The organism is Burkholderia sp. 8Y (assembly GCF_902506145.1).
Classification (GTDB): Bacteria; Pseudomonadota; Gammaproteobacteria; order Burkholderiales; family Burkholderiaceae; genus Caballeronia.
The window spans coordinates 413,061-427,597 of record NZ_LR733520.1 but is presented as its reverse complement, the minus strand read 5'-3'; the positions used below and the strand labels follow the sequence as shown (position 1 = coordinate 427,597).

The 14,537-nt window shown below is 65.2% G+C and carries 13 protein-coding genes; 5 read left to right on the top strand and 8 right to left on the bottom strand.

Annotated features, from left to right (window positions below; all coding sequences use genetic code 11):
* Positions 1-15 precede the first annotated feature (15 nt).
* Positions 16-843, top strand: coding sequence for an EAL domain-containing protein (locus tag GV035_RS12570; RefSeq protein ID WP_159835420.1), 828 nt, complete (start codon positions 16-18; stop codon positions 841-843).
* Positions 844-858: 15 nt separating this feature from the next.
* Here GV035_RS12570 and GV035_RS12565 read toward each other — a convergent pair whose 3' ends face one another.
* Positions 859-2,403 (bottom strand): FGGY-family carbohydrate kinase, encoded by a 1,545-nt coding sequence (locus GV035_RS12565; RefSeq protein WP_159835419.1) that lies wholly within the window; start codon positions 2,401-2,403, stop codon positions 859-861.
* A gap of 319 nt (positions 2,404-2,722) precedes the next feature.
* On the opposite strand from GV035_RS12565, the gene dalD reads away from it, so the two are divergent.
* From dalD to GV035_RS12550, 3 genes are all read left to right on the top strand, one after another.
* The gene (dalD, locus tag GV035_RS12560; protein ID WP_159835418.1) at positions 2,723-4,123 is read left to right on the top strand and encodes a D-arabinitol 4-dehydrogenase; all 1,401 of its coding nucleotides are present in this window, start codon (positions 2,723-2,725) and stop codon (positions 4,121-4,123) included.
* Positions 4,124-4,239: 116 nt separating this feature from the next.
* Positions 4,240-5,721, top strand: a complete 1,482-nt coding sequence (xylB, locus tag GV035_RS12555) for a xylulokinase (protein WP_159835417.1) — start codon at positions 4,240-4,242, stop codon at positions 5,719-5,721.
* Between the two features lie 63 nt (positions 5,722-5,784).
* Positions 5,785-6,732, top strand: coding sequence for a sugar-binding transcriptional regulator (locus GV035_RS12550; RefSeq protein ID WP_159835416.1), 948 nt, complete (start codon positions 5,785-5,787; stop codon positions 6,730-6,732).
* 4 nt (positions 6,733-6,736) lie between these two features.
* Here GV035_RS12550 and GV035_RS12545 read toward each other — a convergent pair whose 3' ends face one another.
* The 7 genes from GV035_RS12545 to GV035_RS12515 form a co-directional block, all read right to left on the bottom strand.
* Complete coding sequence (locus GV035_RS12545; protein WP_159835415.1) at positions 6,737-7,600, bottom strand: MOSC domain-containing protein; 864 nt, start codon at positions 7,598-7,600, stop codon at positions 6,737-6,739.
* An 81-nt stretch (positions 7,601-7,681) separates the two neighbouring features.
* Entirely contained in the window at positions 7,682-8,842 is a 1,161-nt protein-coding gene (locus GV035_RS12540; RefSeq protein WP_159835414.1) for an ABC transporter ATP-binding protein, read from the bottom strand.
* A 63-nt stretch (positions 8,843-8,905) separates the two neighbouring features.
* Positions 8,906-9,574 (bottom strand): HAD family hydrolase, encoded by a 669-nt coding sequence (locus GV035_RS12535; RefSeq protein WP_159837860.1) that lies wholly within the window; start codon positions 9,572-9,574, stop codon positions 8,906-8,908.
* A 40-nt stretch (positions 9,575-9,614) separates the two neighbouring features.
* A complete protein-coding gene (locus tag GV035_RS12530; protein WP_159835413.1) occupies positions 9,615-10,466 on the bottom strand; it encodes a carbohydrate ABC transporter permease in 852 nt (283 codons plus the stop codon).
* Entirely contained in the window at positions 10,463-11,398 is a 936-nt protein-coding gene (locus GV035_RS12525; RefSeq protein WP_159835412.1) for a carbohydrate ABC transporter permease, read from the bottom strand. The genes GV035_RS12530 and GV035_RS12525 overlap by 4 nt, the downstream gene beginning before the upstream one ends.
* 71 nt (positions 11,399-11,469) lie before the next feature.
* Positions 11,470-12,828, bottom strand: a complete 1,359-nt coding sequence (locus tag GV035_RS12520; protein WP_236572595.1) for an ABC transporter substrate-binding protein — start codon at positions 12,826-12,828, stop codon at positions 11,470-11,472.
* Positions 12,829-13,028: 200 nt separating this feature from the next.
* Positions 13,029-13,802 (bottom strand): L-iditol 2-dehydrogenase, encoded by a 774-nt coding sequence (locus GV035_RS12515; protein WP_159835411.1) that lies wholly within the window; start codon positions 13,800-13,802, stop codon positions 13,029-13,031.
* Between the two features lie 239 nt (positions 13,803-14,041).
* Between GV035_RS12515 and GV035_RS12510 the strand changes: the two genes are divergently transcribed.
* Positions 14,042-14,527 carry a Fur family transcriptional regulator gene (locus GV035_RS12510; protein ID WP_159835410.1) on the top strand — a complete coding sequence of 162 codons (486 nt, stop codon included), beginning with the start codon at positions 14,042-14,044 and terminating at the stop codon, positions 14,525-14,527.
* Positions 14,528-14,537 lie beyond the last annotated feature (10 nt).

The window sequence follows — 14,537 nt, the reverse complement described above, 5'->3', positions numbered from 1 at the left end:
CCCGGATCCACGTCCATGATCTCCCCGTCCCTGCCGGAACTCGTCGCCCGCGCCGCCGAACATCCGTTTCTCGGCGCGCATGTCGTGCTGGGCAGCGGCGAGCACGCGGGGCAGGCCATCGCGCGCTACGGCGAATTGACGGTGGCGAGCGCCTACGAACCGATCTTCGATGTCGGCACGCACAGCTTTCCGCAAACGCTGTCCGCGTCGGCGGAAAGCGCCCAACGCTTCGGCGACGAACTCGGTTTGCAGGCGCTGACGCTCATCGAAGGCGACGTGCCGCACGATCCGTTCGCGCGATTCGACGACGACAGCGAACTGGTCACGCTGGACCGCTTATCGCGCGCGCTGCATGCGTTCAATTTCTTCGGCCCGCAACGGCCGGGTTTGCTGTTCTTGCGCGTCCACGAGCGGCTTTTGAAGAGCGTGAAATACGATCACGGGCTGCACTTTTCGTCGGTGCTGCGCAAGTTCGGCATGAATCCGGCGCGCGTGGTGATCGAACTTCCGGCGGCGGCGGTCGCGCACAAGACGTTTGTCGGCTATCTGACCAAGAGCTATCAGCGGTACGGATTCAAGGTGGCGGGCAATCTGCCCAACGCCGGGCAGATCATGGCGGTGTCGGAAATGGCGCGGCTCGATTTCATCAAGATGGATGCCGGCGCGGCGCTGCGCGATTCGGTCGTGAAGCATCTCGTCGCGTACGCGCACCGGCTGAAGATTCCGCTCATCTTCTGCAATGTGTCCGATGAAGCGCAGTTCGACGCGCTTCAACAATTCGATGTCCACTTCGTTCAAGGCCCCGTGTTCGACACGCATCCGACACAGATGCGCGCGCCCTGAACCGAAGCGTCGGCGTCATGCGTCGCGCAGCCGATGCATCGCATCCTTGAGCGCCGGATAGAGATCGAGGTAGACGCCGAACCGCGCGTCGTACACGCGCTGCCGCGCGGCATCGGGCTGCGCGCGCTCGACGAGCGTGACCCAGCCGCCCTCCGCCGTTTCGCGCGAAATCAGCCCCGCGCCGAGCGCCGCGAGCAGCGCCGCGCCCATCGCGGCTTCCACTTCCTGTTCGATCGACAGGACCGGAAAGCCCGTCACGTCCGCGATGATCTGCATCCATAGATCCGAATGCGCCGCGCCGCCGACCACGATCAGCCGGTCGTCCAGCGATTGCGCGCCGCGCCGCCCCGCTTCCATGTTGTGCCTGAGCGCGAACGCGACGCCTTCCAGCACCGCGCGATACAGCGTGGCGCGCGTATGAAACAGGTTCAGGCCGACGAACGTGCCGCTCGCATGGGCGTCCCACACGGGGCTGCGCTCGCCCATCAGATACGGCAGGAACACGACGCCGTCCGCGCCCGCCGCCACGTTCGACGCCGCTTCTTCCAGCAGGCGATGCGGGTCGCCGTGCGGCGTCGCTTTCGCGGCTTCGATCTCCGCCTGACAGAACTGATCGCGATACCAGGCGACGCACGCGCCCGCCGTGCTCGCGCCGCCGAACACGTAGAGATCGCGCTTGCCGTTGTAGACGTGCGGCATCGAAACGAGGCCGTGCCGCGCATCGACGCTCTGGTTGACGTAGCCCCAGCACATGCTCGTGCCGATCATCGCGACGTGATGCCCCGCCTGCGTGACGCCCGCGGCGAAGGTGGCGACGGCCGCATCGACGCCGCCCGCGACGACCGGCGTGTTCGCGGCGAGCCCGAGCGTATCGGCCCACTGCGGCAAGAGCCCGCCGACCACCTCCGACGATTCGACGAGACGCTCCGGCATCATCGAAACGGGAATGCCGAGCATCTTCAGTGCTTCATGCGACCACGCGCGCGCGCCGACGTCGTACACGCCGCCGAGATTGCCCGCCGAACTGTGATCGACGGCAAGCTCGCCCGTAAGCCGCTCGATCACGAACGCGTTGGGCGGCAGCAGATAGCGCGTCTTCTCCCAGACATCCGGCCGATGTTCGCGCAGCCACAGCATCTTCGTGAAACCGTAGTAGCTGTCCACGCCGTTGCCGGTAATCGCTTCGAGCCGCGCGACGTCCACGTTGTCGCGCACCCAGTCGACTTCGGCGGTCGCGCGGCGATCCATCCAGATGAGGCAGGGATGCAGCGCCTCCATGTGCTCGTCGACGGGAATGCCCGAGCCGCCATACAGACTGCTCACGCACAGCGCCTTGATCTGCCGCGCGTCGATGCCCTGCGTTTTCGTCTTCGCGACGCATCCGGTGATGCACTCGGTCACCGCATCGAACCACACGGAAGGCCATTGCTCGGCCCAGAGCGGCTTCGGCGTGTCAGGATGGTAGGCGCTCGAATGCTGCGCGATGATCGCGTCTTGCGTATCCACGACGAGCGCCTTCGTGCTCTGCGTGCCGATGTCGATGCCGATCACATAGTCCATGTCCGTGTCTCGCGTTGATGGTTGCGCGTATTCCGCCGAAGCTGAAAGCCGCATGCACCTTCCGCCAAGGCGAGCCGCGTTGACTATCCGGGTATGTCCTGATCCGTCTGCCCACAATCGATGGTGCATTGCAGCGCGCCCGAGGAAGCACGCGCGCTCGGCATGACGGGGACACACGCGCCGCAGCGCAGCGACGAAGCCGCCTGCGCGCGCCTTGACTTTCAACCGGCCGAATACGATCATTCGACCACCTATCGAGCAAATGCTCACGAACCGTCCGCGCAGAACGGGCGCATCAGCCAATCAGAGGAAGACAAATATGAGCAGCGTACGCAACGAAGGCACGGCGAGCGCGAACGTGATCCTGCATATCGGCGCGGGGTCGTTTCATCGCGCGCATCAGGCGTGGTATCTGCACAAGCTGATCGAATCGGGCGATGCTGACTGGTCGCTCGCCGTCGGCAACATTCGCGGCGACATGAACGCCGTGCTCGATGCGCTCGCCGCGCAAAACGGCGAGTACACGCTGGAAACGGTCACGCCTCAAGGCGAGCGCGCGTATGAAACCGTGCGCTCCATCAGAAAGGTCGTGCCGTGGTCGGCGGATCTCGGCGAACTGATCGCGACCGGCGCCGCGCCTGACTGCAAAATCGTCTCGTTCACCGTGACGGAAGGCGGCTATTACCTCGACGAACACGACAAACTCGACACCGCCAACGCGGATCTCGCCGCCGATCTCAACGGCGCGAAGACGACCATCTACGGCGCGCTCGCCGCGATTCTCGAAGCGCGCATGCAGAACAATGCCGGCAAGGTCTCGCTGCAAAACTGCGACAACCTGCGCAGCAACGGCGACCGCTTCAAGGCCGGCATGCTCGAATTCCTGCAACGGCGGGGACAGACGGCGCTGCGCGACTGGATGATCGCGAACACGTCGTGTCCGAACGCGATGGTCGATCGCATCACGCCGCGCCCGACACCCGATGTCGCCGAGCGCGTGAAGGCGGCGACGGGCATCGACGACCGCGCGCCGGTCATGGGCGAGAAGTTCATCCAGTGGGTCATCGAAGACAACTTCTGCGCGGGCCGCCCCGCGTGGGAGAAGGCCGGCGCGGAGATGGTCTCGTCAGTGCATCCGTATGAGGAGGCGAAGATCCGCATTCTCAACGCGAGCCATAGCTGCATCGCGTGGGCGGGCACGCTCGTCGGCCTGCAATACATCCACGAAGGCACGCAGGACATGGAGATTCGCGCGCTCGCCGAAGCCTATGTCACCGAAGACGTGATTCCGTGCCTCACGCCGAGCCCGATCGATCTCGCGAAGTATCGCGACGTGGTGCTCGACCGCTTCAGCAATCCGTATATCAAGGACACGAACCAGCGCGTGGCCGCCGACGGCTTCTCGAAGCTGCCGGGCTTCATCGCGCCGACGCTCGCGGAATGCTTCGCACGCGGCATCGATCCGAACGCGACGGCCATGCTGCCCGCGCTCTTTTTCCGCTTCCTCGAACGCTGGCACGAAGGCACGCTGCCGTACACGTATCAGGACGGCGTGATGGACCCGGCCGTCGCGCACGGCTTCTTCACGGCGAGCGATCCGGTCAAGGCGTTCACCGGCGACAAGCTGCTCTGGGGCAGCATGGCGCAGAGCGAAAACCTCGAACGCGTGATGCGCGCGGCGATCGCGCGGGTCGATGCGTGGCTCGCGAACCGTCCATAGGTCTATCGATACGCAACCGCCGCTCCGGTATTGTGCTCATGGCGCGCCGCCGCGCCGGGCGGTAAATTCCTCGTTTCCGCCGGGCTCAAGCTCCGGCCACGACCAAGGGCTCGTTCATGTACTTAGGCATCGACCTCGGCACCTCCGAAGTGAAAGTGCTGCTGCTCGCGAGCGACGGCAGCGTCATCGGCACGGCGGGCACGCCGTTCACCGTCTCGCGTCCGAAGCCGCGCTGGTCGGAACAGAATCCGCTCGACTGGTGGGAAGGCACGCGCGCCGCGCTGTTTCACCTGCGCGAGAAGTATCCGTCGGAGTTCGCGCAGGTTCGCGGCATCGGCCTGTCGGGGCAGATGCACGGCGCGGTGCTGCTCGATTCGAGCGATCGCGTGCTGCGTCCCGCGATCCTGTGGAACGACATGCGCAGCGACAAGGAATGCGCCGAGTTGTACGAGCGCGCGCCGAACCTGCATGAAATCGCCGGCAATCTCGCGATGCCCGGCTTCACCGCGCCGAAGCTGCTCTGGGTCGCGCACAACGAACCCGCGCTGTTCCATCAGACCGCGTGCGTGCTGCTGCCGAAGGACTATCTGCGCATGCATCTGACGGGCACGAAAGTGTCCGATCCGTCGGATGCCGCGGGCACGCTCTGGCTCGATGTCGCGCGCCGCGACTGGTCCGACGAGCTGCTCGCCGCGTGCGGCATGTCGCGCCAGCAAATGCCGTCGCTGGCCGAAGGCAGCGAGCCGTCGGGCACGTTGCGGCCCGAGCTTGCGGCTGAACTCGGCTTGCGCGATGACGTCGTCGTGGCCGCCGGCGGCGGCGACAACGCCGCGAGCGCGGTCGGCATCGGCGCGACGGAACCGGGCGATGGTTTTCTGTCGCTCGGCACGTCGGGCGTGCTGTGCGTGGTCGGCGACCGCTTCCGGCCGAATCCGGCGTCCGCCGTGCATGCGTTCTGCCACGCGATTCCGGACCGCTGGCATCAGATGAGCGTCGTGCTGTCGGCGGCGAGCTGCCTGCGCTGGGTCTGCAAGCTCACCTCCACCGACGAGCCGACGCTGCTCGCCGAAGTCGAAGCCCTGCCCGCGGACGTGCTGCCGACCGCCCCGCTCTTTCTGCCGTACCTGAGCGGCGAGCGCACGCCGCACAACGATCCTTACGCGCAAGGCGTCTTCTTCGGCATGACGCACGCAACCGACCGCGCGCTGCTGGGCTATTCCGTGCTCGAAGGCGTGACCCTCGCGCTCACGGACGGGCTTGATGCGTTGCAATCGGCGGGCACGCAGGCGCGCGCCTTGTCGATGCTCGGCGGCGGCGCGAGAAGCGCATACTGGGGCCAAATGTTCGCCGATGCCTTCGATACCCCGACGCGCACGCACGGCGGCGGCGAAACCGGCGCGGCGCTGGGCGCGGCACGCTTGGGCTGGCTCGCGGCCGGCGGCGATCCGGCGGTCGTGCTCGCGAAGCCTGCGGTGAAGCAGGAGTTCAGGCCGAATGCAGAACGGCATCAGGTCTTGCGTCAGCGGCTGAAAGGCTTCCGGGAGCTGTATCAGCACGTGCGGCCGTTGTTCGATCCGGCGCGCCCGCGACTGGCCTAGCACGACGGCCACGCCGCGCACTGACAAAACAGCAGAATCTGCGAAAGACAAGAAAACGACTCAGTGCCCAAATCAACCGAAAAACTCGACCTGGCGACCCGCGCGGCGTGGCTCTACTACGTCGCCGGCAACACGCAGAACGAGATCGCCGAAAAACTCCAGATCTCGCGTCCCGTGGCGCAGCGGCTTGTTGCGTTCGCGGTGGAAAAGAACCTGATACGCGTGCGGGTCGATCATCGCATCGCGGATTGTCTGTCGCTCGCGAAGCAACTGAGCGACCGCTACGGCCTCGCGATGTGCGAAGTCGTGCCCATCGACGGCGACACGAAAGAGCAAGTCGACCGCAAGCTCGCCGTCGCGGGCGCGCAGGTGATGGAACGCTATCTGGTCGATGAAAAGCCGATTGTCGTGTCCATCGGGAGCGGGCGCACGCTGAAGGCGGTCGTCGAGCAGATCGGACAGATCGACAGGCCGCAGCATCGCTTCGTGTCGATGGTCGGCGCCATCGCGCAGGATGGATCGTCGAACCGCTACGACGTCGCGCAGCAGCTATCGGAGAAGACCGGCGGCAAGCACTTCATGCTGCCCGCCCCGCTCATGGCCGACAACGAAGCCGAGCGCGCGCAGTGGGTCAGCCACCGGCTATACCGCATCGTCGACGACCTCGCCCAGAAAGCCGATGTCGCGTTCGTCGGCATCGGCAATGTGGGCATCAATTGCCCGCTGCATCAGGACGGCTTCATCACGCGCGCCGAAGTGGACGAGATGATGAAGGCGGGCGCGGTCGCGGAATGGCTCGGCTTGCCGATCGACGTTGAAGGCAAACGCGTACACTCGAAGACCGGCGCGCGCGTCACGAGCCTGAAGCTGGACGCGCCGCCGAAGCGCCCGACCATCGGCTTCGCGGGCGGCAAGCGCAAGCGCGAAGCGTTGATCGCGGCGCTCAAAGGGCAGTGGCTCTCGGGACTCGTGACCGACGAGCTGTGCGCGAAAGCCGCGCTCGACGCCTGACTGCCTAGAACGCGATCTGCGCGTCCACTGTCTGCCCGGCTTCGAGCATCACGCCCTCGCCTTCGACCACCATCGCGTTCTTGCCGAACGTGAGCTTGCCGTCGTGCTGCGCGCTTGCGCGGTACGTGCTCATGGTGTCGAGCGGTTCGTGCGGCCACTCGGGATGCGGCGCGCCGGTCAACTGGTCGATGGTCGGCACGGGACAGCGCGTGCAGAGCTTCACGAGGCGCAATTGCACGTCGCGGCCGGCCGCGCGAATCACCATGTCTTCGACGAAGTCTTCCTCGTAGGCGTCGAGCCCGCCGATCACGAGATTCGGACGAAACCGGTTCGCGGGAATGGCGGGCGCGCCCTTCTGCGCGAGCCGCGCGTTGAGATCGTCGAGCGATGCCTGGCCGAGCACGAGCAGCGGAAAGCCATCGGCGAAGCGCGTGTGCGTGACGAGCGGCGCGGTCCACTTCTGATCGACGACGCGCCGCGTCTGCGGTGAGAACCGCGCGAGGCGCGCGGGCATGCCGAGTAGCGCGCTGAACCATTGCGCGGTGTGCGCACCGGTGTCGAGGGCATCGACGGTATCGCGCCAGACGGTCGCGCGCATCGGTTCCCTGTGCGGCAGCGCCGACGGGTCCAGCGGCGTGCGCAGCGTGGGCATGCCGGGCGCGTCGATGACGAGATCGCCCGCATCGAACGCGGTGCGGATCAGCGCCATGCGCGGATACGCGCGCTGCGTCAGCATGCCGCCGGCGGCGTCGGTCACCATCCAGTTGCGGTCGTATTCGAGACCGGTTTCCAGCAGCATCGCGCGCGGCAGCGCGATGCCCGCGCAGGACTTGATCGGATAGACGAACAGCTCGTTCAGAACGTGCATGGCGCGTGTCGGTGAGGGGCGGTGGCGGGCGAAGCCCGCATTATCCCCTGCCACCGGCACCGAAAGAAAACACGCGCCGCGTCAGGCCGACGCGCTCTGCACGCGCGGCATCTTCACTTCCGGATGCTCGGCAAGATACGCCTCGACCGCGTTGCGCCGGAACGCCTGCCCCTCTGCGTCGAACATATGGCAGTGGTTCGGCTCCGCGCCGACCTTCAGCTTTTCGCCACGCGCGTGCTTCTCCAGCGGCGGAATCCGCGAAATGAGGCCATCGGGCGCAACGGACGTTTCCGCGTACAGATAGGCGGCATCGCCGAGCGTTTCGACGGTCATCGTGCTGGCGGACACGCCGTGCTCGCTCGTCGCGGGCATCGGCTGCAGATGCTCGGGACGAATGCCGACCGTCACCGCATCGCCCGGCTTCGCGTTGCCCGGCAGCACGCCGGCCAATTGCGTCTCGCCAGTCGCGTACTTGACGAGCACGCCGTCGCTCTGGATCTGCGCCACCGTGCCCGACAGGAAGTTCATCTTCGGCGAGCCGATGAAACCCGCGACGAACTTGTTCGCCGGCGCGTGATAGAGCGTGTTCGGCGTGCCGACCTGCTCGACGTTTCCCGCCGACAGCACGACGATCTTGTCCGCGAGCGTCATCGCTTCGACCTGATCGTGCGTCACGTAGATCATCGTCGTCTTCAGGTCGTCGTGAAGGCGCGCGAATTCGAGGCGCATCTTCACGCGCAGCGCAGCGTCGAGGTTCGAGAGGGGCTCGTCGAAGAGAAAGACTTTCGGTTTGCGCGTGATCGCGCGGCCGATCGCCACGCGCTGACGCTGACCGCCCGAGAGTTGCTTCGGCTTGCGGTCGAGCAAGTGGTCGATATGCAAAATCTTCGCGGCCTGCTTCACCGCCGCGTCGATGGCGGGCTTCTTCTCGCCCGCGAGCTTCAGGCCAAAGGCCATGTTGTCGTACAGCGTCATGTGCGGATAGAGCGCGTACGACTGAAACACCATCGCGATGCCGCGCTTGGCGGGCGGCAGGTCGTTCACGCGCGCGCCGTCGATCATCAGGTCGCCGCCGCTGATGTCTTCGAGTCCCGCGATCATGCGCATCAGCGTGGACTTGCCGCAGCCCGACGGCCCCACGAACACGACGAACTCGCCGTCTTCGATATCGAGGTTGACGCTGCGCATCACCTCCGTGTCTTCATAACGCTTGTTGATGTTGCGTAACGTCAGGCTAGCCATGATGTGTCTCCTGTCGGCCTTGCTATCACCGAGTCATGTGCGGCGCACGGGTTCGTGTGCGCGCTAAATCGTTCCGAACGACGCGTGTTGCAGCCAGTGATCGACGAGCGCGGGCAGGCGCGCCATGTCGTCGAACACAATGGCCGCGCCGGCGCGCTTGAGCGTCTCCACCTGACCTTCCGTCGCGTGTCCGCCGCCGATGAAGCCGAGCACCGGCATGCCCGCCGTCTGCGCGGCCGTGACGCCCGTCACGCTGTCTTCGACGACGAGACACATCGACGGATCGACGTTCATCGCGCGTGCCGCCGCCAGATACACGTCCGGCGCGGGCTTCGGATTGGCGACCATGTCCGCGCAGAAGCGCCGCTCGCCGAAGAAGCGCACGAGGCCCGTGCGTTGCAGCACGGTATCGACATACGACGAAAAACTGTTGCTCGCGCACGCCTTCGTGAGCGGCACGGCGGCCAGCGCCTGCTCGATGCCTTCGACCGGCGGCGCCTGCACCGCCGCCGCCTCGACCGAGCGCCGGATCGCGACCACCTGATCCGGCGTCAGCGTGCGGTTGACGCTGTCGGCGGCGCTCGCGAGCACGGCTTCGATGCGCAGACCGAGCAGCGGCAGCACGACCGGCTCGACATCGACGCCCGGCCACAGCGCCTGCAATTCGGTGACGAGCATGCGCGCCGCCACGGCTTCGCTGTCGATCAGCACGCCGTCGCAATCGCAGATCATCAGGCGGCCGTGTGGGAGAGTCAGGTTCACGAGCCCGCCCTCACTTGACCGCGCCGAAGGTGAGACCGCGCACGAGTTGCTTCTGCGACAGCCAGCCGACGATTAGAATCGGCGCGACCGCGAGCAGCGAGGCCGCCGAGAGCTTCGCCCAGAAAAGCCCTTCCGGACTCGAATACGACGCGATGAACACGGTCAGCGGCGCGGCGTTCGAACTCGACAGGTTGATGCTCCAGAATGCCTCGTTCCACGAGAGGATCACGAGCAACAGCGCGGTCGATGCGAGGCCCGGCAGCGCCATCGGCATGAGCAGATAGACGATCTCCTGCCATGTGGTCGCGCCGTCGATGCGCCCTGCTTCCAGAATGTCCTTCGGCACTTCGTTGAAGTACGTGTAGGCCATCCACACGGCAATCGGCAGATTGATGAGCGTGTACACGATGATGAGTCCGCTCACCGTATCGAGCAGCCCGGAGTTCTTCCACAAAAGGTAGATAGGCACCAGCACGCCGACCGAGGGCATCATCTTCGTGGAGAGCATCCACAAGAGCAGCTTCTGCGTCTTGCTCGTGGGAAAGAAGGCCATCGCGTAGGCGCACGGCACCGCGAGCAACAGGCAGACCACCGTCACGCCCAGCGAGATCAGCACCGAATTCCACGCGAAACCGAAGTAGTTGCTGCGCGCGAAGACTTCGCGGAAGCTGTCGAGCGTCGGCGAGAAGATCAGCGACGACGAATACGCCTGCTGCTCGGTCTTGAACGCGGTGATCGTCATCCAGAAGATCGGGAAGAACAGCAGAATGGAGACGAGCCACGCCACGACGCCGGGCACGATGCGCTTCACGTGATCCAGCACGGGCACGGAAGTCGTTGCGGTAACGGGATGCGTGCTCATGACTCGTACTCCCCTTTCAAGTTCTTCGCGAGCATTCTCACGAGGAAGAACGCGACGATATTGGCGAGAATCACCGCGAGAATGCCGCCCGCCGAGGCCAGCCCGACGTCGAACTGTTGCAGGCCGAGCGCATAGATCAGGTACGACAGGTTGGTCGTCGCGGTGCCGGGGCCGCCGCCCGTCGTCGTGTAGATTTCCGCGAAAATCGACAGCAGAAAGATGGTTTCCATCATCACGACCACGGCGATCGCGCGCTTCAGATGCGGCAGCGTGATGAAGAAGAACATCGCGAACGGACCCGCGCCGTCGATGCGCGCCGCTTCCTTCTGCTCCTGATCGAGCGACTGAATGGCGGTAAAGAGAATGAGGAACGCGAACGGCAGCCACTGCCACGCGACGATCACGATCACGGCGAAGAGCGGATACTCGGCGAACCAGTCGATAGGCTGCATGCCGAGCGATCGCATCAGCGAGGCGACGAGGCCGTACACCGGATGCAGAATCATGTTCTTCCAGATCAGCGCGGAGACGGTCGGCATCACGAAGAACGGCGCGATGACCAGCAGCCGCGCAATGCCCTGCCCAATGAACTTGCGGTCGAACAGCACCGCGAGCAGCACGCCGCCTATGACGGTGATCGCCAGCACGGACGCGATCAGCGTCAGCGTATGCGCGATGGACGGCCCGAACGCGGGATCGGTGACGAGAAACTGAAAGTTGTCGAGCCCCGCGAAGCCTTTGACGTCGGGATTCAGCAGGTTGTAGCGCGAGAACGAGAACCAGATGGTCATCGCGAGCGGAATGGCCATCCACAGGAACAGCAGCCCGGACGACGGCGTGATCAGCCAGCGGACCGACTTCGCGCGCTTCTTGTCACGTTCGGCGGCGGATACGTCGAAGTGATCGGCGATGGGGGGATTCAGTTGACGCATGATCGTGTCACCTCTCGATGATGCCCGCGGGCCGCGCCGACGTTACCTGGCGCGGCCCGCTTGTTTGCCGCTTACTTTTGATAGCCGGCCTGTTTCACCGCGCGATCAGCCGTTGCGTTGGCCGCCTTCAGCGCGTTGTCGACGCTCGTCTGTCCCGCGACGACGCCCGCGATGGACTGCCCGACCACCGTGCCGAACGACTGGAACTCCGGAATGCCGACGAACTGGATGCCGCTATACGGCACTTTCTTGAGCGTCGCGTCGTTCGGATTCGCGGATTCGATCGCCTGCAGCACGAAGTCGCCGAACGGCGCGGCCTGCTTGTACTCGGGGCGCGCGTAGGTCGACTTGCGCGTGCCCGGCGGCACGGAAGCCCAGCCTTCGTCCTTGCCGACCATTTCGATGTATTCCTTCGACGTGGCCCACGCGGCGAACTTCTTCGCGGCGTCCTGTTGCTTGGACGTCTTCGGAATCGCGAGCGACCACGACCAGAGCCAGTGCGAGCCCTTCGGCGTGACTTCTGTCGGCGCGGCGGCGAAGCCGATCTTGTCGGCTACCTGCGACTGCTGCTTGTTGTACAGCATGCCGGCGGCAACCGTCGCGTCGATCCACATTGCGCACTTGCCCGAGGACATCAGCGTGAGGTTCTCGTTGAAGCCGTTGGAGCTCGCTCCCGGCGGGCCGTCGTTCTTCAGCAGGTCCGCGTAGAAGGACACGGCCTTGTGCCACTCGGGCGTGTCGAGCTGCGCCTTCCACTGCTCGTCGAACCAGCGCCCGCCGAACGTGTTCACGACCGTCGAAACGAACGCCATGTTCTCGCCCCAACCCGCCTTGCCGCGCAGACAGATGCCGTACTGGCCCTTCGACTTGTCGGTGAGCTTGTCGGCGAACTGCTTGATCTGATCGTAGGTCGGCTGGTCGGGCATCTTGAGACCCGCGGCCTGGAACAGGTCCTTGCGGTAATACGTCATCGAGCTTTCGACGTAGAACGGCAGCGCATAAAGCTGGCCGTTGTACGAGAGACCGTCGCGGGCCGTCTTCACGACATCGTCGAGATCGTAGTTCGCGGGCAGGTTCGCCATCGGCGAAAGCCAGCCGCGCTTGCCCCACTGCGGCGCTTCATACGTGCCGATGGTCAGCACGTCGAACTGGCCGCTGTTGGTCGTGATGTCGGTCGTCGCGCGCTGGCGCAGCACGTTCTCTTCGAGAATGACCCACTTGAGCTGGATGTCGGGATTGGCCTTCTCGAATGCCGGCGAGAGCTTCTTCAGCTCGATCATGTCCGGATTGTTGAGCGTGGCGATGGTGATGGTCGTCGCGGCGTGCGCGGCGAGCGGCGCGAGCGCGGCGGCGGCAAGCGCCGTCGAAACCGCCGCGATGGAACGCCGCGTGCGCGGCTGGGGCTCAACGATGCGTTGGGTGCGTTTCATGTTGGTTCGTCTCCTTTTTCGTTTGCACGGTGCAGCGGATCGTCCATGCTTAACGCACGTGCCGTCTGTGCCGCTGCCTGCTTCTGCTGCGCTGGGAACCGCCTGGTTGCTCGTTTTCGTAGGCTCGCCCGCGAATGCTTCACCGCGACGCCGTTTCACTATAGACCGTGCGCCTCATGCTGCAAGGCGCGCGCGCCGGGTCAACTCATCCAGTTGCCGCCGTCGACGTTGATCGTCTGCGCGGTGATGTAATCCGAATCCGCCGATGCGAGGAACAGCGCCGCGCCGGTCAGATCGTCCGGCACGCCCATGCGCCCGAGCGGGACTTCCTCGCCGACGATGCGCTTCTTCTCGCCGAGCGGCCGGTTTTCGTAACGCGCGAAGAGCGCATCGACCTCTTCCCACATCGGCGTATCGACGACGCCCGGCGCGATGCCGTTCACGTTGATGCGCGATTTCGCGAGCGCGAGCGCCGCCGATTGCGTGTAGCTGATGACCGCCGCTTTCGTCGCGCAGTAATGGGAGACCAGCGCCTCCCCGCGCCGCCCGGCCTGCGACGACATATTGATGATCTTGCCGCCGCGCCCCTGCTCGACCATGCGCCGGGCGACCGCCTGCATCAGAAAGAACATGCCTTTGACGTTCACCGCGAAGAGGCGGTCGTAGACATCCCAGGATTCGTCGAGGATCGGGCGCATGTCGAAGAGCGCCGCGTTGTTGAAGAGAATGTCGATGCCGCCGAAGCGTTCCACGGCGCTCGCCACGATGCGCTCGATGTCTTCGCGGCGCGTGACGTCGGCTTTGAGCGCGCGCACGCGGTCGGCGGCGTCGTGGAAACGCTGCGCCATGCCGTGTTCGTCTTTCACGTCCACGATGACGAGTTTGGCGCCTTCGTCCAGATAGCGCCGCGCGACCGCCTCGCCGATTCCGCTCGCGGCGCCTGTGATGACCGCGACCTTGTCTTTCAGTCTCACCGATGTCTCCGTTTTTGCCCGACCGGCGCCTGAAGTGAGCGAACGCTCGACGGCCGATCAATTGCTCTATGTTTGATCGAATGATCGGTGTTGCGGGGGCGTGTGTCAAGGCGTGGTCGCCCAGTTTCGATGCTGCAATGCGCAACGCCTTCGCAACGTTCGAACGATGCAAAAGCTCGTGATACGTTATATCATCGCTACCTCGCTCGCATAACGCCGCCCTCACGCGGCCCGATGACATGACCGCATCCGTTCAAACCATGCTCGCCCGCGCCGAGGCGCTGGCCGACGAGCGCGGCCTCGCGCTCACGCCGCTGCGCCGCCACGTGTACGAACTCGTGCTGAAGGCGCACAAGCCCATCGGCGCGTACGACCTGATCGACGCACTCGAGCCGCAGCGCGGGGCGCGCGTGCCGCCGACCACCGTTTATCGCGCGCTCGACTTTCTGGTCGAGAACGGACTCGTGCATCGCATCGAGTCGAAGAACGCGTTCGTCGCGTGTTGCGACGCCGGGAGACCGCACGAAAGCCAGTTCCTGATCTGCGACGAGTGCGGCGCGACGCTCGAAATTCAGGGGCGTGAACTGGCATCGTCGCTCTCGGCGAGCCCGCCCGCGCACGGCTTTCAGGTGCGGCATCAGGTCGTCGAACTGAGCGGCCTGTGCAGCGACTGCCAGCGCAAGCATCGCGCGAACGACCACGCTCACACGCAAGGAAGCCGATGAAACTCGCGCA